The organism is Thermomonas fusca (assembly GCF_005862345.1).
GTDB classification, from domain to species: Bacteria; Pseudomonadota; Gammaproteobacteria; order Xanthomonadales; family Xanthomonadaceae; genus Thermomonas; species Thermomonas fusca.
The window spans coordinates 328,462-347,518 of record NZ_SROY01000002.1 but is presented as its reverse complement, the minus strand read 5'-3'; the positions used below and the strand labels follow the sequence as shown (position 1 = coordinate 347,518).

Annotated in this window: 21 protein-coding genes; 5 read left to right on the top strand and 16 right to left on the bottom strand. The window is 67.0% G+C overall.

Going from position 1 to position 19,057, the window contains the following annotated elements:
- Positions 1–58 precede the first annotated feature (58 nt).
- The 5 genes from ppnN to grxD form a co-directional block, all read right to left on the bottom strand.
- Positions 59–1,468, bottom strand: a complete 1,410-nt coding sequence (gene ppnN, locus E5S66_RS05875) for a nucleotide 5'-monophosphate nucleosidase PpnN (protein ID WP_138348355.1) — start codon at positions 1,466–1,468, stop codon at positions 59–61.
- A gap of 138 nt (positions 1,469–1,606) precedes the next feature.
- Positions 1,607–4,846, bottom strand: a complete 3,240-nt coding sequence (locus E5S66_RS05870) for a TonB-dependent receptor (RefSeq protein ID WP_138348354.1) — start codon at positions 4,844–4,846, stop codon at positions 1,607–1,609.
- A gap of 203 nt (positions 4,847–5,049) precedes the next feature.
- Positions 5,050–5,643 carry a YhgN family NAAT transporter gene (locus E5S66_RS05865; protein ID WP_138348352.1) on the bottom strand — a complete coding sequence of 198 codons (594 nt, stop codon included), beginning with the start codon at positions 5,641–5,643 and terminating at the stop codon, positions 5,050–5,052.
- Between the two features lie 133 nt (positions 5,644–5,776).
- Entirely contained in the window at positions 5,777–6,514 is a 738-nt protein-coding gene (locus E5S66_RS05860; protein ID WP_138348350.1) for an SDR family NAD(P)-dependent oxidoreductase, read from the bottom strand.
- A gap of 2 nt (positions 6,515–6,516) precedes the next feature.
- Positions 6,517–6,840, bottom strand: a complete 324-nt coding sequence (gene grxD, locus E5S66_RS05855; RefSeq protein ID WP_138348348.1) for a Grx4 family monothiol glutaredoxin — start codon at positions 6,838–6,840, stop codon at positions 6,517–6,519.
- 133 nt (positions 6,841–6,973) lie between these two features.
- On the opposite strand from grxD, the gene E5S66_RS05850 reads away from it, so the two are divergent.
- On the top strand, positions 6,974–7,552 hold the full coding sequence (locus E5S66_RS05850; RefSeq protein ID WP_138348346.1) for a superoxide dismutase: 579 nt from the start codon (positions 6,974–6,976) through the stop codon (positions 7,550–7,552).
- 66 nt (positions 7,553–7,618) lie between these two features.
- Here E5S66_RS05850 and E5S66_RS05845 read toward each other — a convergent pair whose 3' ends face one another.
- The 3 genes from E5S66_RS05845 to purE all read right to left on the bottom strand — a co-directional run bounded on the left by E5S66_RS05845 (position 7,619) and on the right by purE (position 9,844).
- Positions 7,619–8,122, bottom strand: coding sequence for a CcdC protein domain-containing protein (locus tag E5S66_RS05845; RefSeq protein WP_138348344.1), 504 nt, complete (start codon positions 8,120–8,122; stop codon positions 7,619–7,621).
- 61 nt (positions 8,123–8,183) lie between these two features.
- Positions 8,184–9,323: a 5-(carboxyamino)imidazole ribonucleotide synthase gene (locus E5S66_RS05840; protein ID WP_138348700.1), complete on the bottom strand. Its 1,140-nt coding sequence runs from the start codon at positions 9,321–9,323 to the stop codon at positions 8,184–8,186.
- A gap of 14 nt (positions 9,324–9,337) precedes the next feature.
- Positions 9,338–9,844, bottom strand: coding sequence for a 5-(carboxyamino)imidazole ribonucleotide mutase (gene purE / locus E5S66_RS05835; protein ID WP_138348342.1), 507 nt, complete (start codon positions 9,842–9,844; stop codon positions 9,338–9,340).
- A 60-nt stretch (positions 9,845–9,904) separates the two neighbouring features.
- Here purE and E5S66_RS05830 point away from each other — a divergent pair, with 60 nt between their 5' ends.
- Positions 9,905–10,174, top strand: coding sequence for a Trm112 family protein (locus tag E5S66_RS05830; protein ID WP_138348340.1), 270 nt, complete (start codon positions 9,905–9,907; stop codon positions 10,172–10,174).
- Positions 10,171–11,049, top strand: coding sequence for a carboxylating nicotinate-nucleotide diphosphorylase (gene nadC, locus E5S66_RS05825; protein ID WP_138348338.1), 879 nt, complete (start codon positions 10,171–10,173; stop codon positions 11,047–11,049). Before E5S66_RS05830 ends, nadC begins: the two co-directional genes overlap by 4 nt.
- A gap of 1 nt (position 11,050) precedes the next feature.
- Here the strand turns inward: nadC and E5S66_RS05820 are convergent, their stop codons facing one another.
- Positions 11,051–11,806 (bottom strand): FHA domain-containing protein, encoded by a 756-nt coding sequence (locus E5S66_RS05820; RefSeq protein ID WP_171033482.1) that lies wholly within the window; start codon positions 11,804–11,806, stop codon positions 11,051–11,053.
- Positions 11,807–11,902: 96 nt separating this feature from the next.
- Between E5S66_RS05820 and E5S66_RS05815 the strand changes: the two genes are divergently transcribed.
- The gene (locus E5S66_RS05815; RefSeq protein ID WP_425472172.1) at positions 11,903–12,217 is read left to right on the top strand and encodes a DUF3301 domain-containing protein; all 315 of its coding nucleotides are present in this window, start codon (positions 11,903–11,905) and stop codon (positions 12,215–12,217) included.
- A 57-nt stretch (positions 12,218–12,274) separates the two neighbouring features.
- On the opposite strand, the gene E5S66_RS05810 is transcribed toward E5S66_RS05815, so the two are convergent.
- From E5S66_RS05810 to E5S66_RS05785, 6 genes are all read right to left on the bottom strand, one after another.
- Positions 12,275–12,736 (bottom strand): ClpXP protease specificity-enhancing factor, encoded by a 462-nt coding sequence (locus tag E5S66_RS05810; RefSeq protein WP_138348333.1) that lies wholly within the window; start codon positions 12,734–12,736, stop codon positions 12,275–12,277.
- Positions 12,736–13,371, bottom strand: a complete 636-nt coding sequence (locus E5S66_RS05805) for a glutathione S-transferase N-terminal domain-containing protein (protein WP_138348699.1) — start codon at positions 13,369–13,371, stop codon at positions 12,736–12,738. The genes E5S66_RS05810 and E5S66_RS05805 overlap by 1 nt, the downstream gene beginning before the upstream one ends.
- Before the next feature lie 119 nt (positions 13,372–13,490).
- On the bottom strand, positions 13,491–14,234 hold the full coding sequence (locus E5S66_RS05800) for a cytochrome c1 (RefSeq protein WP_138348331.1): 744 nt from the start codon (positions 14,232–14,234) through the stop codon (positions 13,491–13,493).
- Positions 14,227–15,510 carry a cytochrome b gene (locus tag E5S66_RS05795; RefSeq protein ID WP_138348329.1) on the bottom strand — a complete coding sequence of 428 codons (1,284 nt, stop codon included), beginning with the start codon at positions 15,508–15,510 and terminating at the stop codon, positions 14,227–14,229. The genes E5S66_RS05800 and E5S66_RS05795 overlap by 8 nt, the downstream gene beginning before the upstream one ends.
- A gap of 3 nt (positions 15,511–15,513) precedes the next feature.
- Complete coding sequence (gene petA / locus E5S66_RS05790) at positions 15,514–16,113, bottom strand: ubiquinol-cytochrome c reductase iron-sulfur subunit (RefSeq protein WP_138348327.1); 600 nt, start codon at positions 16,111–16,113, stop codon at positions 15,514–15,516.
- Positions 16,114–16,208: 95 nt separating this feature from the next.
- Positions 16,209–17,129 (bottom strand): lytic transglycosylase domain-containing protein, encoded by a 921-nt coding sequence (locus E5S66_RS05785; RefSeq protein WP_138348325.1) that lies wholly within the window; start codon positions 17,127–17,129, stop codon positions 16,209–16,211.
- Between the two features lie 139 nt (positions 17,130–17,268).
- On the opposite strand from E5S66_RS05785, the gene miaB reads away from it, so the two are divergent.
- A complete protein-coding gene (miaB, locus tag E5S66_RS05780; protein WP_138348323.1) occupies positions 17,269–18,669 on the top strand; it encodes a tRNA (N6-isopentenyl adenosine(37)-C2)-methylthiotransferase MiaB in 1,401 nt (466 codons plus the stop codon).
- A 60-nt stretch (positions 18,670–18,729) separates the two neighbouring features.
- Here miaB and E5S66_RS05775 read toward each other — a convergent pair whose 3' ends face one another.
- Positions 18,730–19,041, bottom strand: a complete 312-nt coding sequence (locus E5S66_RS05775; protein ID WP_138348321.1) for a cupin domain-containing protein — start codon at positions 19,039–19,041, stop codon at positions 18,730–18,732.
- Between the last annotated feature and the right edge of the window lie 16 nt (positions 19,042–19,057).

The following is a 19,057-nucleotide window of genomic DNA, read 5'->3' as shown; positions in this document are numbered from 1 at the left end:
CGCCGGATTGTCGGCGCGCCAAACGCATTCGCTGCCACGAGCAGCCCGCCTTGCAGGGTCAGCCCACCACGCGATAGCAGGGCCTGTACTCGCCGGAGATCTTCATCCGGCGCTGCTCCACGAATGCGCGCAACAGCGCGTCCAGCGCCTGCATGATGTCCGGATCGCCATGGATCTCGAACGGCCCGTGCGCCTCGATCCGGCGCATGCCGTCTTCCTTCACGTTGCCGGCGACGATGCCGGAGAACGCGCGGCGCAGGTCGGCGGCCAGATCACACGGCTTGCGGCCGTGGTGCAGGTCCAGACCGGCCATCAATTCGTGGGTGGGCACGAACGGCTGCTGGAACTCCAGCGGCACTTCGATGCCCCAGTTGAAGAAGAACGAGTCCTTCTGCGCGATGCGCTGGTCCTTGACCTTGCGGATGCCCATGTCCATGCGCTTGGCCACGCGCGCGGGATCGGCCACGATGATCTCGTAGAGCCGGGCCGCATCCTCGCCCAGCGTCAGCCGGATGAAGCGATCGATCTGCTCGAAGTAAGGCGCCGCGCCGGTCGGCCCGGTCAGGATCAGCGGGAAGCGCAGGTGCGCGTTTTCCTCGCGCAGCAGGATGCCGAGCAGGTACAGGATCTCCTCGGCGGTACCCACGCCGCCCGGGAACACCACGATGCCGTGACCCATGCGGACGAAGGCCTCGAGGCGCTTCTCGATGTCCGGCATGATGACGAGGTGGTTGACGATGGGATTCGGCGATTCGGCCGCGATGATGCCCGGCTCGGTGACGCCGATATAGCGGCTGCGGCGTCGGCGCTGCTTGGCGTGGGCGATGGTGGCGCCTTTCATCGGCCCCTTCATCGCACCCGGGCCGCAACCGGTGCAGATGTCCATCCCGCGCAGGCCCAGCTCGTAGCCCACCTGCTTGGTGTACTTGTATTCCTCCTGCCCGATCGAGTGGCCGCCCCAGCACACCACCAGGTTGGGGTCTGACGGCTGCAGCACGCGCGCGTTGCGCAGCAGCCGGAACACCGCGTCGGTGATGCCACGGGAGGTGTTCAGTTCCTCGTCGCCGTTGAGATCGATGGCGGTGAAGGCCAGGTCGCGCACCACCGCGAACAGCAGCTCGGCCACGCCGGCGATGATGCGATCATCGACGAATGCCATCGCCGGCGCATTGGTCAGCTCGATGCGCACGCCGCGGTCCTGCTGGCGCACCTGGATGTCGAAATCCGGGTACAGCTCCTGCGCCGCGCGCGGGTCGTCCGACGCGCTGCCCGAGGTCAACACCGCCAGCGCGCAGCGGCGCAGCAGGTCGTGCAGGCCACCGGCAGAGGCGTCGCGCAGGCGCGCGACTTCCTCGCGCGACAGCACGTCCAGCCCGCCGCGCGGGTAGATGTGGGTCGAAACGGTGGGAAGCGTGGGAGTGAAGGGAATGGCCGCGCCCTGCGGCAAGGTGGTGGTCGTATCGTTCATGCGGTCAGTCTAGCGCGCGGCCGCGGATCCGGTCAGGGGGCCGCGACGATCAGTGCCGATAGCGTGCCGTTTGCAAGCCGCAAAAGAAAACGGCCGGGTTGCCCCGGCCGTTCCGTGGAACCATCCTGATCGTGCGGATCAGAACTTGTACTTGAAGCCCACCTGCACCGACCACTGCGAGATGCCCTGGTCGAAACCATCGGCGTCGCCGTTGGCAACGGTCGGCTCGTCGGCGAAACGGTAGTTGTACACGTACTTGCCGTTGTAGATGCCCTGGAGGGACGCCACGCGCGAATCGGCATAGAAACCGTAGTCCAGCACGTTGCCCCAATCCTTGTTGAGCATGTTGCCGACGTTCTGGATGTCCACCCAGATCTCCGACTTGTGGCCGTTGAAGAAGCCCGGCAGTTCCTGCGCCAGGCGCAGGTCAAAGGTGTTGACCCAGCTCGCGCGGAAGGCATTGGTCCCGGCCACCGAACCACGCAGCTTGTTGAGATCCTTGTTGCCATCCAGCCACTCGAAGAACGCCTTCTCCATCGCGGCATCGGCGGTGAACACGCCGCTAGTGTTGAGGGTGCCGAACAGCACGTCACCCGGGCCGGTCGGCACGTAGAACAGGTCGTTGGCGCTGCGGGTGTCGCCGTTGGCGTCGTTCACGTAGACATAGCTGAACGGACGGCCGCTGCGCCCTTCGTAGACCAGGCCGACGCGGGTCTCGTAGTCACCGAAGAACTTGTGCTTCCAGTTCAGGCTGCCGCTGAAGCGGTCCTTGATCTGGTAGCGGGCGGTGGTTTCGACTTCGTCGTTGGTGTTGAACGCGTACTGGTAGTTGTAGCCCGAGCTGGCGGTGGAGCTGGTCAGCGGGCCCACTTCGGTGGCATGCGTGTAGGTATAGCCGATGTTCCAGTACCAGTCGCTGTTGCGGCTCCAGGGCTTGCTCAAGCTGACGGTCAGCTGCTGGGTGCCGCCCTTGTCGGTGTTATCGATCAGGTAGACGTTGTTGAAGCGGGTGTCCCGACCGAAACGCGCGTCGCCCGAAGCCCAAGCCTTGCCGGTCTTGGACGGGTTCCAGTACAGCTCGCGGCCGTCCGGACCAAGCAGCGCATAGGCCGGATCCTGGCCCGGCGCGTTGATCTTGCCGATGCCGAGGCTCTTGTAGAACAGAGCCGCCTTGACCTTGGTCACCATCAGCTCGGTCGAGAACACGGTGTCCATCCAGCCCGTCTCGGTATCGAACGCCAGATTGGCCTTCCAGATCGACGGCAGTTCGAAGTCGTTGCCGACGAAGTTGACGTTCTGCGCACCCGCGCTGCCACCACCCGCCGGCACGGTCTGGTTCTGGCCATCCGGGTTGAACGGGAACAGCGCGTTGTAGGTCTTGAAGTCGTACGAAACGTAGTTGAAGCCAGTGGTGTTGTAGCTGTTGCCGATCCACACCTGCGGGGCGTCGCCCTGGAACAAGCCAATGCCACCGCGCATCTGCATCTGGCGGTCGCTGTCGAAGGTGTAGTTGAAGCCGAAGCGCGGCTGGATCAGGAAGCCGCCGCCGAACACTTCACTGTTGTTGTATCCGAAGTACTCGGAGGCGGCCTGGTTGTAGGCCGGGTCCGGCGTCGCCGTCGGCTTGTCGGCGCGCAGGCCGAAGGTCAAGGTCAGGTTGCTGTTCAAGTACCAGGTGTCCTGGACGAACAGGCCGAGATTCTTGCTGTTGTAGTTGACCGCGATCGAGCCGGGCGCGGTTTCGGCGCTCAGCACGTAGGTGTTCCACTTGCCGGTGGCGAAGTTGTCCAGGCCCCAGAAGGTGTAGGTGCCCCAGGAGTTGGCGCCGTAATAGTTGTAGATCTTGTTGTCGCTGTAGTTGAAGCCGAACTTCAGATCATGGTCGCCCATGGACAGCTGGCCGGCGCCATAGGCGTCCCAGGTTTCGGTGGTCAGCGCGTTGCCGTGGGTGTTGGCCTCGGTGCCGAGGTAGAGCGAATCGCCACCCGGCTGGGCTTCGGTGCCGCCGAAATAGATTCGGATGCTGGGCGCGGTGCTGTCGGTCACGCGCAGCGCGGCGTAATCCCGATAGGACACCTTGAACTCGGTACTGAAGTTCTCGGTCCAGTCACTGAAGATCTGGCCGACGTAGCTTTCCACCGACTTCTGGTGGGTGTACCAGTAAGAGCTCAGCGACACGCCGCTGGAGCTCATGCCCTGCACGCGCAGCTTGTTCTGCTCCAGCTTGCTGTAGCGCAGGCTGGCGCGGTGGTTGTCGTTGATGTTCCAGTCGAGCTTGAGCGCGTACTCTTCCAGATCGGTATTGGCGTTGCTATCCAAGCCGCCGGCGTTGATGTTGTAGCCGGTGGCGATCTGCTGGGCGCGCGCAACGTCATCCATGTCGATCATGGGGTTCGTCTTGCCCAGCGCGGTGGTGCTCAGGTCGACGCCCGGCGCCTTCTGCTCGAACTTCTCGTAGTTGGCGAAGAAGAACAGCTTGTCCTTGACGATGGGGCCGCCGAAGGTCACGCCGTAGGTCTGCTCACTGTCGAAGCCGTTGAACTCCTGACCGACCGGGTTCTTGCCGAACCAGCCCTTGTCACGATAGGTGCCGTAAAGCGAGCCGTGGAATTCGTTGGTGCCTGACTTTGTCACCGCGTTGACGGTGGCGCCCGAAGCCGCCGGCGTGCTGACGTCGTAGCCCGACAGCTTGATGTCGATCGCCTCGATGGCTTCCATCGACACCGGCTGGCGGCGCGTGGTCATGTTGTTGCCTTCAAGACCGAAGGTGTCGCTGGCCGACACGCCATCGATCGAAATCGAGTTGTAGCGCGGATTCTGGCCACCGGCGGAGATCGCGCCCGACGCGCGGTCGATGAAGGTCACGCGCGGATCCAGGCGCATGAAATCCTGGATGTTGCCGCCGATCGAAGGCAGCGACTCGATGGTGGTCTGGTCGATGTTGGTACCGGAGCCCATCTTGGTGGCGCTGAACACTTCCGAGCCGCCGCTGAAGCCCACGACCTGCACGCTGTCCAACGTGGTCACGCTGTTGTTGAGCTGCGCATTGACCGTATTGATCTGGTTCAGGCCGAGGAAAACGTTGTCTTCGGTCTTGCTGCCCTCGCCCGCCTTGTTCACGACGATCGTGTACGGGCCACCCACGCGCAGGCCGCGGGCGTTGTAGCGGCCGCTGGCATCGGTGGTAGCGCGGCTGACCGTGCCGGACTCTACGTGGGTGATGGTGATTTCGGCGCCAGCCACCGGCTGCCCGCCTGCCCCGACGATCTGGCCGCCGACGCCGGCGGAGGTGCTCTGGGCGAAAACGGGAGCCGCAGCGAGCGCGACCATCAGGCCCAGCGACAGCTTGGAGAGCCGGGCGCGGTTCGGATGCTTCATGGTATGACCTCTGAGGATGGAGAAATGACGACGGGCTGTGAACGGCAGGCCGGCACGCCCGTCATGCGACGGTTGTCGGCATTTTCGTGGGGCTCCCGCCGCCGTACCGTGGCGCACGGGATTACCAAAGTTTAACACGGTACCCCGGGCGGATGACCGCGACATGACAGCGGCGTGACCCCCGTCATCCTATGGCGTACGGCTCAGGAGGCGACGCGCAGGTAGGAGGCGATGCCGTCCAGCAGCATCTGCACGGAGATGGCCACGATGACCATGCCCATCAGGCGTTCGACCGCCGTGAGCACGCGGATCCCCAGCCATTTCTTCAGCCAGGTGGCGGAGAACAGGATGGCCGCGGTGGCGCCCCAGGCCAGCACCAACGCCAGCATCCAGTCGCCCATGCGGTCGGGCTCCTGGCTACCCAGCAGCATGACCGCCGCCATGCCCGAAGGGCCGGCGATCATCGGCACCGCCAACGGCACGATGAAGGGCTCCCCGCCTGGCACATCCCCCATCACCCCATCGGCGGTCGGGAAGATCATCCGCAGGCCGATCAGGAACAGCACGATGCCGCCGGCGATCGATACCGACTCTTGCCGCAGATGCATCACGTTGAGGGCGTACTGGCCGCCCCACAGGAACAACATCAGCACCGCCAGCGCAATCAGCAGCTCGCGTGCCAGCACCGTGCGCTGGCGGGCCGGCGGCAGGTCCTTGAGCACGCTCAGGAACACCGGGATGTTGCCCAGCGGATCGAGGATGAAGAACAGCAGCAGGGCGGCGGCAGCGATGGTCATCGGCGGATTCTCGCACGCGGGCGATGGCGGGGATATTGCATGGAGGGCGGCAAGAAACGCCCTGCGCAAGCGTCTTGCGCTGCGGCACGACCTCCCACGCGCCCTGCCCGGATGATCGGGGTCGAAGCCGCTCCTACGGTGCGGACACGTCGCGGATCGCGCCCCGCCACGCCGCACCCGCCGGCGACAGCAGCTCCACGCAGGCCGCGGCGTAGTGCTCGGCTGGACGCGCCTTCAGGTCTGCATTGGCCTGGTAGGCCTTGGCGCGCAGGTTGGTCCGCATCGGGCCGGGTTGCAGGCCGCTGATGCGCGGGCCGTGTTCGCCCAGCTCGGCCTGCAGCATGCGGATCAGTGCCGACTGCCCGGCCTGGGCGATACCGTAGCCGCCCCAGAACGCGCTGCCGCTGCGCGCCGGGTCGTCCAGCACGAACACCGCCGCGCCGGCATCGGATTTCGCCAGCAGCGGCAGGCAGGCCTGGGTCAGCCACCAGCGCGCGGTCAGGTCAACGTGGATGGCGCGGGCGAAGTTGGCCGGGTCGGTATGCGCCAGCGGCGTCAGGCCCTTGAACTCGGCGGCGCAGTGCAGCAGGCCATCGAGGCGGCTGAACTCGCCGTCGATGGCCTGGCCCAGCTGGTCGAAGTCATCGGGCGAAGCGCCCTCCAGATCCAGCGGATACAGGATCGGCTCGGGGCCGACCGCTTTCACCGCGTCATACAGGCGATTGAGCGGCGCCAGCTTGCGTCCCAGCAGCACCAGCGTGGCGCCGGCCTGCGCGCAGGCAAGTGCCGCGGCCGAGCCCAGCCCGCCGGCCGCGCCGGCAACCAGCACGATGCGCCCATCCAGCGCCCGGCCCTGCGATGCGTCCGCCATGCTCAGGCCTTCCGCGCGTCGGCGACCAGGCGCGCCAGTTCGCCGGACTCGGCCAGCTCCACGGTGATGTCGCAGCCGCCGATCAGTTCGCCGTTGACGAACAGCTGCGGGAAGGTCGGCCAGTCGGAAAACCGCGGCAGGTTGGCGCGGATCTCGGGCTCTTCCAGCACGTTGACGGTGTGCAGGTCGGTGGCGCCCGCGGCCTTCAGCGCCTGCACCGCGCGGCTGGAAAAACCGCACATCGGGAACAGCGCGGTGCCCTTCATGAACAACACGATGGGATGGGCTTCGAGCTCGGCGCGGATGCGCTCTTCCACGGACGACATTGGCAAAACTCCTGCAACGGTGTGGCCCGCGCGCTTCACCGCGCGGCAACGGACGAGGGGGATACAATCGCTGATTGTAATTGTTCGCGCGGCCCCGGCCGCATCCCCATCCGTCATGCACCAGGAGCTTTCCGTGGCCATCGAACTGCCCGCCCTGCCCTACGACCGCACCGCCCTCGAGCCGCACATCTCGGCCGAGACCATCGACTTCCACTACGGCAAGCACCACCAGGCCTACGTGACCAACCTCAACAACATGATCGCCGGCACCGAGTTCGCCGACATGTCGCTGGAGGAGATCATCCGCAAGTCGCAGGGCGGCATGTTCAACAACGCCGCGCAGGTGTGGAACCACACGTTTTATTGGAACTGCCTGAAGCCCGCCGGCGGCGGCGCGCCGGAAGGCAAGCTGCTTGAGGCCATCAGTGCCGCGTTCGGCAGCTTCGAGGCATTCAAGGAAGCCTTCACCAAGACCGCCGTCACCACCTTCGGCTCCGGCTGGGCGTGGCTGGTGCAGCGCCCGGACGGCGCGCTGGCGCTGGTGAGCACGCCGAACGCAGCCACGCCGCTGACCGGCGAAGACACCCCGCTGCTGACCTGCGACGTGTGGGAGCACGCCTACTACATCGACTACCGCAACGCCCGCCCGAAGTACGTGGAGGCGTTCTGGAATCTGGTGAACTGGGACTTCGCCGCGGCGCAGATGAAGTAAGCCGCGCAGCGCGCGACACGCGAACGGCCGGGGCGACCCGGCCGTTTTCATTTGCCTGCCCGGGCCTCAGGCCTGCGGGGGATGTTCGCCCAGTTCGCGCATGCGCAGGATCAGGCCGATGCTGTAGTACAGGGTGTATGCCACCAGCGCGGCGGCGATCGCCATGGTCAGCACGCTGGGCTGTTGCTGCGCGCCCTGCATGCCGCCGCCGTGGGTGAAGCGCCAGATCATGCGCACGGCCAGCGCCAGCGTCAGCAGGGCGCCCACCCATGGATTCGGTATGTAGGTGCGCACGCCGTTGCGCCACTCGGCATGGGTGTGGCGCAAGCCCACCCAGCCCAGCAGGACGCCCACTGCCGCGCCGCCGGCCATCGGCAGCAGCGCATGCGGGACGAAGGCGGCGGCCACCGCGAGCACCAGCGCGACCAGCGTGATCAGGACCAGACGGAACCAGGTGCGCTTTGGCTTCCACGCCTGCGGCCCGAAATTGCGGCGCACGCGCCGGTACAGCACCCAGCCGACGAGCACCGGCATCGCGTAGGGCAGCATCTGGCTGGGTTGCAGGATCATCGGCATTCGCTGGCGCGGGCTCGCCCGCATCCTGACATGGATCGCCGCGATCCCGCAGCGGTCAGCCGAGGCGTTCGATGACCGGCGCCACCTGCGCCCGACGATCCAGCGCATCGCCGATACGCCGCAGCGCCTCGGCCAGCTCCTGCCGCGAGTCGGCGCGCAGCGTCGCGTGCCCGACCTTGCGCCCTTCGCGCGGCGCCTTGCCGTAGTCGTGCCAATGCCCGCCGGCTTCGCGCAACACCGGCTCCGGATCCGGCATCTCGCCCAGCCAGTTGAGCATGCAGGCGTGGCCGACCATGCGGGTATCGCCGAGCGGCATTCCCAGCACCGCGCGCAGATGGTTCTGGAACTGGCTGGTCTCGCTGCCCTCGATGGTCCAGTGCCCGGAGTTGTGCACGCGCGGCGCCATCTCGTTGGCCAGCAGCTCGCCGTCGCGGCAGAACAGCTCCAGCGCGAACACGCCCACGTAGTCCAGCGCCTCGGCCAACCTGCGCGCGTGCGCCAGCGCGGTGTCGCGCAATGCGTCATCGACCTGCGCCGGGGCGAGACTGGCGGACAGCACGCCATCGACATGCCAGTTCTCGGTCAGCGGCCAGGCGCGGAATTCGCCGTCGCGGCCGCGCACCGCAATCACCGACAGCTCGCGCTGGAAGGCGACGAAGCCCTCCAGGATCAACCCGACCTTCGCTGCCTGCGCACCCAGCGCGCCCCACGCGGCATCGACATCGTCCGGCGACTTGATGCGGAACTGGCCCTTGCCGTCATAGCCCAGCCGGCGGGTCTTGAGGATGCAGGGCGTGCCGATTTCCGCCACCGCCGCCTGCAGCTGCTCGCGGGTGTCGATGGCAGCGAACGGCGGCACCGGGATGCCCTGCTCGCGGAACAGGGTCTTCTCGGCCAGCCGGTCCTGTGCGGTGGCCAGCGCGCGCGGGTTCGGGAATACCGGCACCCGCGCGGTCAGCCACTGCGCCGATTCCGCCGGCACGTTCTCGAAATCGAAGGTCGCCACGTCCACCCGGGCCGCGAATTCCGCCAGCGCGGACTGGTCGGTGTAGTCACCCACCACCATCGGCGCGAACTGGCCGGCGCAGGCGTCGCCCACCGTGTCCAGCACCAGGAAGCGCAGCCCCAGCGGCGCGCCGGACAGCGCCATCATCCGCGCCAGCTGGCCGCCACCAAGGATGCCGACGGTGGTCAAATCACGCGGCTCGCTCATCGGCGCGGATCGTCGTGGGCCACGACGTCCTCGGTCTGCTTGGCCCGGAACGCAGCCAGCGCCTCGGCGATCTGCGGATGATCATTTGCCAGCATCGCAGCGGCGAACAGCGCCGCATTCGCCGCACCCGCATTGCCGATGGCGAAGGTGGCCACCGGGATGCCGGCCGGCATCTGCACGATCGACAGCAGCGAATCCATGCCGTTCAGCGCCTTGCTCTGCACCGGCACGCCCAGCACCGGCACGGCGGTCTTGGAGGCCAGCATGCCCGGCAGGTGTGCAGCGCCGCCGGCGCCGGCGATGATCGCGCGCAGGCCGCGCGTGGCGGCGGTCTCGGCATAGGAGAACAGCACGTCGGGGGTGCGATGGGCGGACACCACCCGCACCTCGTGCGGCACGCCCAAGGCTTCCAGCCGCGAAGCAGCGTGCTGCATCGTCTCCCAGTCGGAGCGCGATCCCATGACGAGGCCGACCAGCGGTGCGGCGTTGTTGGCTGCGGACATGACAATCCCCGGTCGCTAAAGACGTATTCTAACGGCCCCCGTTTCTTGTTGCCTCTGCCGATGGATCGCAAGCTGCTCGACATCCTGGTCTGCCCTGCCACCCGCCAGCCGCTCTCGATGCTGGACGGGGCCGGGCTGGACGCCCTCAATCGCGCCATCGCCGGGGGCGGCGTGAAGCGCGGCGACGACAGCCCGCAGGCCCAGCCGCTGCGCGCCGCGCTGCTGACCCGCGACCGCAAGACCGTCTACCGCATCGACGACGGCATCCCGGTGCTGCTGGCCGAGGAAGCGCTGGCCACGGCGCAGGTGCCGGACTTCCCCGGCGCATGAACAGCGCGCACTGCGCCCCGCCGCCGGCGGACGTGGTGGCCGCCAACGTCGCCGCGGCGCTGGCCGAGGACATCGGTCCCGGCGATGCCACCGCCGCGCTGCTGGACGATGCCGCCGACAGCGCCTACCTGCTGTGCAAGGAAGACTGCGTGGTGGCGGGACGACCGTGGTTCGACGCCTGCCACCGCGCGCTGGATCCCGACGTGCGCATCGACTGGCGCTGCGAGGAAGGCGAGCGCATCGCCAAGGGCACCGTCATCGCCACGCTGGCGGGCCGCAACCGCGCGCTGGTCAGCGCCGAGCGCGCGTCGCTGAACTTCCTGCAGACCCTCAGCGGCACCGCCACCATCACCGCGCGCTACGTGGACGCGGTGCGCGGCACCGGCGCGGCGATCCTGGACACCCGCAAGACCCTGCCCGGCCTGCGCGTGGCGCAGAAATACGCGGTCCGCGCCGGCGGCGGCATGAACCACCGGCTGGCGCTGTACGACGCGGTGATGCTGAAGGAGAACCACATCCGCGCGTTCGGTTCGGTGGCCGCGGCCATCGCCCGCGCGCGCGCGCTGCACCCGGCGCTGCCGCTGATCGTCGAAGTGGAAACGCTGGACGAACTGCGCGAGGCGCTGGCGACCGGCTGCACCCGCGTGCTGATCGACGATTTCGATGCCGACGCGCGGCGCGAGGCGGTGCGCATCGCCAAGGGCGCGCCATACCACGGCCGCATCCCGCTGGAAGTCTCCGGCGGCGTGGATCTGGCCGGCCTGCGCGCGATCGCCGGGGACGGCGTCGACTGCATTTCGGTGGGCGCGCTGACCAAGCACGTCCATGCCGTCGACTTCTCGCTGAAGCTTGGCCCGCCGCCGCGCGCGGATTGATTCAGCGCGACAACCAGTAAGCCACGCCGGCCGCTGCCAGCAGCAGCGCCCCCAGCCACGGCCAGCGGTTGGGCATCGAGGTGCCTGCGACCTTCGCCCGCATCGGCTGGCCGGGCATCAGCAGCTGGAAGCGCTGGGTATCGACGCGGATCTCGTCGCCATGCACCGCCGACGCGCGGGTGATGCGCTTGCCGTTGAGCCAGGTTCCATTCGCCGAACCCAGGTCCTCCAGCAGCACCTCGTCGCCGGCCGGGGTGAGCCGCGCATGCAGCCGCGAGATGCTGTCGAGGGGAATGCGCAGCCCGGCATCGTCGGCGCGGCCGATGGTGAGGCTGGCCTGCAGTGGGAAGCTGCGGCCGAAGTGATCACCGGACAAGCCGCGCAGGACGAACTTCGGCAGCACCGGCCGCACCATCGTGGCGTTGCGGTCTGCGGCTTCGGGGCTGCGCATCGCAGCGGGATTCGCCGTGCCCTCGGCCGCCGCGTCCAGCAGCCGGATGCGGCTGGCGGCCAGGTCCAGCGTATCGCCGGCGCGCAGCGCGATCAGGCCCTCGACCGGGCGCTCGTTGACCAGCACGCGGATGCCGTTGGGCACGCGCATCTGCACGCCTTGCGCGCCTACCTGCAGTTCGCAGTGCAGCGGTTCGACGCCGTCGGCAGCCAACACCACGTCGGCATCCGGCGCCGATCCGATCCGATACGCGCGCGGCTCGAGCAGCATCTGCGGTCGGTCGCCCTCGGGAAATACGAGTTTCATCATCGTGCAGGAGCCTGTCTCTTCGATGTCAGGGGCGCGCTTGCGCTTCCGGCCGGGTACCACCACATTAGGGCGATGCCGACCTTGCTAATTCTAATGATCGTGGGTGCCACGATGTTCTTCACGTTCACCGCCGCGCGCGCCGCCGCCGAGCGCGCCGCCGAGATCGGCCGCGACGCCTGCGCGTCTGCAGGCGTGCAGTGGCTGGACCAATCGGTACACGCCAACGGCCTGCGCCTGCGGCGCAAGGACGACGGCTGGCTGGGCCTGGAGCGCAGCTTCCACTTCGAGTATTCGGAGGACGGCCACGACCGCCACATCGGCCGGGTGGTGCTGCTGGGCGGAAAGCTGGTGGGCTTCAGCGGTCCGACACGGGCGGCGCAATCCATGGTCCGCAGCTTCAACTCCTAGCGGCGGACACCTCCGCACAACGATCTGCCACATCGGCCACACGGGCCCCGCTGCCGGCTACTTGACGATGCGGAGGTGCGCGCCACGCTTGGGCGGATCGGCTTCCGGTGGGGTTTCATCGGCAGCCGCGGGAACAGAAGCCGCTGCATCCGCATCCACTTCGACCTCACCGGGCTCGCTCGAATGCGGGTCCGGCGGCAGCGCCATGCCCTGGCCGGTTTCGCGGGCGTAGACGGCGATCACCGCGGCCATCGGCACCACCACCGATTGGCTGGCGCCATTGAAGCGCGCGGAAAAGCGCAGCGCGTCGTTGTCCATTTCCAGACGCACCACCGCCCGTTCGGCGATGTTGAGCACCACCTGGCCGTCCTTGACCGTGTGCGGCGGCACCCGCACGCCGTGCATGCGCGCATCCACCAACACGTGCGGGGTCATGCCGTTGTCGGCAATCCACTCGTACAGCGCGCGCAGCAGGTACGGGCGCTGGCTGGTCATCGGCGGCGGGACCGGCTCGCCCATCAGAGCGAGAGCTCGCGCAGGTTCTTTTCCTGGTCGGTCAGGCTGCGCACGAAGCCGGGATTGCGGAAGATGCGGTTGCCGTATTCCTCGATCACCTTGCCGTCCTTCGGCAGCGCCACGCCCAGCGCCTCCAGCCGCCAGATGATCGGCGCCATCGCGCAGTCGGCCAGGCTCATCTCGCCGTTGAGGAAGAACTTGTAGGCCTTGAACAGCGGCACCGACTGGGCCAGCAGCTCCTTCAGGCGCTTGCGCCCGGCTTCGGCCTGCTGCTTGTTCCCCAGCTGGATGGCCTGCACCTGCGGCACCCAGTCGTGCTCGATGCGCAACATGGCCAGGCGCAGGCGCGCGCGGGCCAGCGGTTCCACCGGCATCAGCGGCGGATGCGGGTAGCGCTCGTCCAGGTATTCGCTGACCACGCTCGCCGCGTACAGCACCAGGTCGCGTTCGACCAGTGTCGGCACCGAATGGTAGGGATTCAGGTCGATCAGGTCCTCCGGCGGACTCTGCGGATCGACGGGAATGAGGTCGTAGGTGACACCCTTGGCCGCCAGCACCAGCCGGACGCGATGGCAGAGAACATCGTCGACAGCGGAAAACAGGGTCAAGGCATTACGCATGCGCGGACTCACAGCCATCATCAGGACCACTCCCGCGCCCGGCCGTTGCCGGACGCACCTGCGCCGCCCGCACGATGCGGGCGGCCGTCAAGCTTCGTTCCCCATGGCGGGCGTCCCTGCCATCAGCAGCCGCCCTGTCAGTGAACGTCCCGCCAGTATTCGTGCTTCAGCAACCAGGCGATGAAGGCGAAGAAGACCAGGAACAGGATCGCCCACACGCCGACGTTCTGCCGCTTCAGCGCCACCGGCTCGCCCACGTACTCGAGGAAGGCGGTGATGTCGCGCACGGTACGGTCGAACTGCTGGGCGTTCTCGCTGCCCGGCTGGCTGATGGTGAAACCTTCGACCGGCATTTCACCGGTCGCGTCCTTCTTGCCGTACACCGGCTGCTGCACGCCCTGCAGTTCCCACAGCGGGTTCGGCATCGAGGCGTTGACGAACAGGGTGTTGTTCCAGCCCACCGGACGGGTCTCGTCCAGGTAGAACGACTTCAGGTAGGTGTAGACCCAGTCGCTGGTCCGCACGCGGGCAACCAGGCTGAGGTCCGGCGGCGCCTTGCCGAACGCGGCCACGCCCATTTCCGGGGTCATCGCGGAGATCACGTGGTCGCCGATCTTGCCGCCGCTGAAGTTGAGGTTGGCCATCACGTCCTCTTCGGACAGGCCAAGGTCTTCGGCGATGCGCGCATAGCGGATGTACTTCAGCGAATGGCAGCCACCGCAGTAGTTCATGTACAGGGCGGCACCCCGCTGCAGCGAGGCCTTGTCGTTCAGGTCGACGCCGGACTGCTGCAGGTTGCCGCCGACATTGGCGAGCGCCACGGTGCTGAGCAGGAGGCCGGCAGCGAACACCGCCGTGCGGGTCAGGAAGTTCTTAGTCATGCATCGTCACCCGGTCAGGCACCGGCTTGGTCTTGTCCAGCTTGGACCAGACCGGCATGGTGATGAAGAAAGCGAAGTAGAGGAAGGTCAATATGCGGCCGATGATGGCTTCGACCGGGTCGGTACCCGGGCCGGCGCCGATCTTGGCCAGCCACAGGAAGCTGACCGCGAACATCAACAGCATGCTCCAGCTGATCCAGCCGCGGTAGCGGTAGGACTTGACCGGCGAACGGTCCAGCCACGGCAGCAGGAACAGCATCACGATCGCGCCGAACATCACCAGCACGCCCCACAGCTTGATGCCGAAGAACGAGGGCACCACGCGCAGCATCGCGTAGTAGGGGGTGAAGTACCACACCGGCTTGATGTGCGGCGGGGTCACCAGCGGGTTGGCCTCGACGAAGTTGTCGTGCTCGAGGAACCAGCCGCCGAAGGTCGGCGCGAAGAAGATCACGAACGCGGCGATGATCAGGAAGCAGCCGATGTAGAACAGGTCCTTCACCGTGTAGTACGGGTGGAAGGGAATGCCGTCGGTGGGCGCCTTCTCGGACCAGCGGTTGCCCTTCGGGCCCTTCTTGATCTCGACGCCATCGGGGTTGTTTGAGCCGACTTCATGCAGGGCGAAGATGTGCAGCACCACCAGCAGCAGCAGTACCAGCGGCATCGCGATCACGTGCAGCGCGAAGAAGCGGTTCAGCGTCGCGTCGCCCGGATTGAAGTCACCCATGATCCATTCGGTCAGGCCGCCACCGATCACCGGGATCGCGCCGAACAGCGAGATGATCACCTTGGCGCCCCAATAGGACATCTGGCCCCACGGCAGCACGTAGCCCATGAAGGCCTCGGCCATCAGCACCAGGTAGATCACCATGCCCAGCAGCCAGACCAGCTCGCGCGGCTTGCGGTAGCTGCCGTACATCAGCCCGCGGAACATGTGCAGGTAGATGACGATGAAGAACAGCGATGCGCCGGTGCTGTGCATGTAGCGGATCAGCCAGCCCCACTCCACGTCGCGCATGATGTATTCGACCGAGCCGAAGGCTTCCGCCGCGCTCGGCTTGAAATGCATCGTCAGGAAGATGCCGGTCAGGATCTGGTTGACCAGCACCACCATCGACAGCACGCCGAAGATGTACCAGATGTTGAAGTTCTTCGGAGCGTAGTACTCCGACATGTGCTTGCGGTAGGCCGGCATCATGCCGGGGGCGCGCTCGTTGACCCAGTCCATCACGCCGTTGGCGGCGTTGCAGGCGGTCTGCACGATCTTGTTCGTCATGGCTTACGCGGCTCCCTTCGGATCAACACCGATGACCAGGGTGCTGTCGTTCTCGAAGTGATAGGGCGGCACCGGCAGGTTGGCCGGCGCCGGCTGCGCCTTGTACACGCGACCGGCGAGGTCGTAGCGCGACTTGTGGCAGGGGCAGAAATAGCCGCCCTTCCAATCCGGATCGAACGGCTGCGGCTTGACCTCGGCATGCAGCTCGGGGGCGCAGCCCAGATGGGTGCAGACGCCCACCAGCACCAGGATTTCCGGCTTGATCGAACGCCATTCGTTCTTGGCGTACTCGGGCTGCTGGTCGGCGTTGTTCGACTTCGGGTCGGCGACCAGCGCATCCATCTGCGGCAGGATGTCCAGCATCGCCTTGGAGCGACGCGCGATGAAGATCGGCTGGCCGCGCCAGTTGATGACCAGCTGCTGGCCTTCCTCAAGCGCGCCGATGTCCTGGGACACGGGCGCACCTGCGAAACGCGCACGCGCGCTGGGGCTCCACGACTTGATGAACGGCACCGCCGCAAAGCCGGCGCCCACCGCTCCCACCACCGCGGTCGTCGCGGTGAGGAACCGGCGTCGACCGGTGTTGACCTCTTCGTTGGCCATCCCGCACTCCGAAAGAAAATTGCACGAAAACACGCTGCGGCTGGTCGGCGCGAACGCTGGCCGGACGCAAAAGACAGGGAAGTGTAACGGAACGCTTAACGAGCCGACAATCCGCCGCGCAGCGGAGACGCCACCGGATTGAGCACGCCGCGATAACGTTCGGCCAGCACGCCCACCCGCTGGACGTAGCGCTGGGTCTCGCTGTAGGGCGGCACGCCGCCGTACTTGTCCACCGCACCCTCGCCGGCGTTGTAGCCCGCCGCGGCCAGGGTCAGGTTGCCGTTGAAGCGCTTCAGCAGCCAGGCCAGGTAGCGCACGCCGCCGCGGATGTTCTGGGTGGCATCGAAGGCGTTGGCCACCCCGAAACGGCTGGCGGTGGCCGGCATCAGCTGCATCAGCCCCTGCGCCCCGACCCGCGACAGCGCCCTGGGGTTGAACGCGGATTCGGCATGGATGATGGCGCGCACCACGGCCTCGTCCACCCCGTGTTCGCGCGCGGCGGCGCGGATCTCGTCCTGATAGGCGACGGTATTGAGCCGCAGGGTGCGGAAGTTCATCCCGGGCATCGCGCCGCAGGCGTAGCACTTCTCGATATAGCTGTAACTGATGGTGCGCACCGACGCCGTCGGCAGGCCGGCAGGCCGCACGCTGGTGTAGTTGCGCACGCCGGCAGCATCCACGAACGAATACACCTGCCCGCGCACCACCCGCGGTGCCGCAGGCGTGGAGGCGGATGCTTTCTTCGCGACCGTGACCGGCGCGGCGGCCGCTGTCGCCACGACCATCGGCTGGACCACGGCAGGCTGGGCGGCCACCGGCTGCGGCGCGATCCGCGGCTTCGGCGCACGGCCGGCGCGGTAGCTGCCCACCAACTTGCATTGGGCGCCCGGCAACCGCTTGCTGACGTAGCTGTCGACGCCGTCGCGGCCGGCGCACTTGTAGATCCCGCCGGCAAACGCAGGCAGAGGCAGCGCAAACAGCGCGCACAGCAGCAGAGAAACGAGCCTTCCCCTCATGGGCGGCAAGTCTCCGCGCATCGGCGCAAGTTGGCAAGTCCATGATTTTAAATGGCTCTCGTTCAGATGGCGTGACCTGCCGGTAGAATTGTCTCCCCATCACCGGCCCGGATTCCCCGCCGCGCCCCGGACACCCGCCATGACCGATCTGCATCCGCTGCCCTCGCCGCCCGCCGCCCGCCCAGCGCGTCCGGGGGCGAAAAAGCTGTTCATCCAGACCCACGGCTGCCAGATGAACGAGTACGACTCCGCCCGCATGGCCGACGTGCTGCACGCCGAAGAAGGCATGGAACTGACCACGAACGCCGAAGAAGCCGACGTGATCCTGATCAATACCTGCTCGATTCGCGAAAAAGCGCAGGAAAAGGTGTTCAGCCAGCTGGGCCGCTGGAAAGGCCTGAAGCGCGGTGACCGGCCGGTCCTCATCGGCGTCGGCGGTTGCGTGGCGTCGCAGGAAGGCGCAGCGATCCTCGATCGCGCCCCCTACGTGGACCTGGTGTTCGGCCCGCAGACCCTGCACCGGCTGCCGGAATTGCTGCGCGGGCGCCGCGAATCCGGCCAGCCGCAGGTGGACATCAGCTTCCCGGAAATCGAGAAATTCGACCGCCTGCCCGAGCCGCGCGCAGACGGCCCCACCGCCTTCGTTTCGATCATGGAAGGCTGCAGCAAGTACTGCTCGTACTGCGTGGTGCCCTATACCCGCGGCGAGGAGATCAGCCGCCCGTTCGAGTCGGTACTGACCGAAGTGGCCGAACTGGCGGCGCAGGGCGTGCGCGAGATCAACCTGCTGGGCCAGAACGTCAATGCCTACCGCGGCCCGTTGGGCGATGGCGGCGATGTTGCGGATCTTGGCCTGCTGATCCGCGCGATTGCCGAAATCGACGGCATCGGCCGCATCCGCTTCACCACCTCGCACCCGCTGGAGTTCGGTGATTCGCTGATCGAGGCTTACCGCGACGTCCCCAAGCTGGCCAATTACCTGCACCTGCCGGTGCAGGCCGGCAGCGACCGCATCCTGTCGGCGATGAAGCGTGGCTACACCGCGTTGGAGTTCAAGCAGAAGATCCGCAAGCTGCGCGCGGTGCGGCCGGACATTTCGGTCTCCTCGGACTTCATCGTCGGCTTCCCCGGCGAAACCGAGGCGGATTTCGAGAAGACCATGAAGCTGATCGAGGACGTGGGCTTCGACCAGAGCTTCTCCTTCATCTACTCGCGTCGGCCGGGCACGCCCGCAGCCGATCTCGAGGACACCACCGGCAGCGAGGAAAAGCACGCCCGGCTGGACCGCCTGCAGAAGCACATCAGCGCGCACGCAGCGACCATTTCGCAGGCGATGGTGGGGACGGTGCAGACCGTGCTGGTGGAGGGCCCGTCGCGCAAGGACCCGAACGAACTGACCGGCAAGACCGAGAACATGCGCTCGGTGAACTTCGCCGCGCCGAAGCGGCTGGTCGGCCAGTTCGTGGACGTGCTCATCACCGAAGCACTGACCAATTCGCTGCGCGGCAGGGTGGTGACGGCAGGCGAAGTCGCTGCCTGAGGCGGCCGGGAAGCGGTCGGCGGACCAGACGCCGCGGAGCGGCATCGCCCCGGGACACGCTCAGATGCTGCCTTCGCGTTCGACGACCAGGATCCTGGCTTCACCAATGGGATGGGCGACGTGCTCCGTGCCGATCGCGGCATAGAACACGTCGCCGGTTCCAAGCACCGTGCGATGTTCGACGCCGCTGTCCCTGTAACGCATCTCGACGCGACCATCGAGCACGGCGAAGACCTCCTCGCCGTCGTTCACGTGCCATTTGTACGGCTGGTCGGTCCAGTGCAACCGCACGGTGACGCCGCCCATGTTGGCGATGTCCAGTGCGCCCCAGGGTCGGTCGGCGGTGAAGGCGCTTGCGCGAAAGACTTCCATGGTGCCGCCGGCTCCC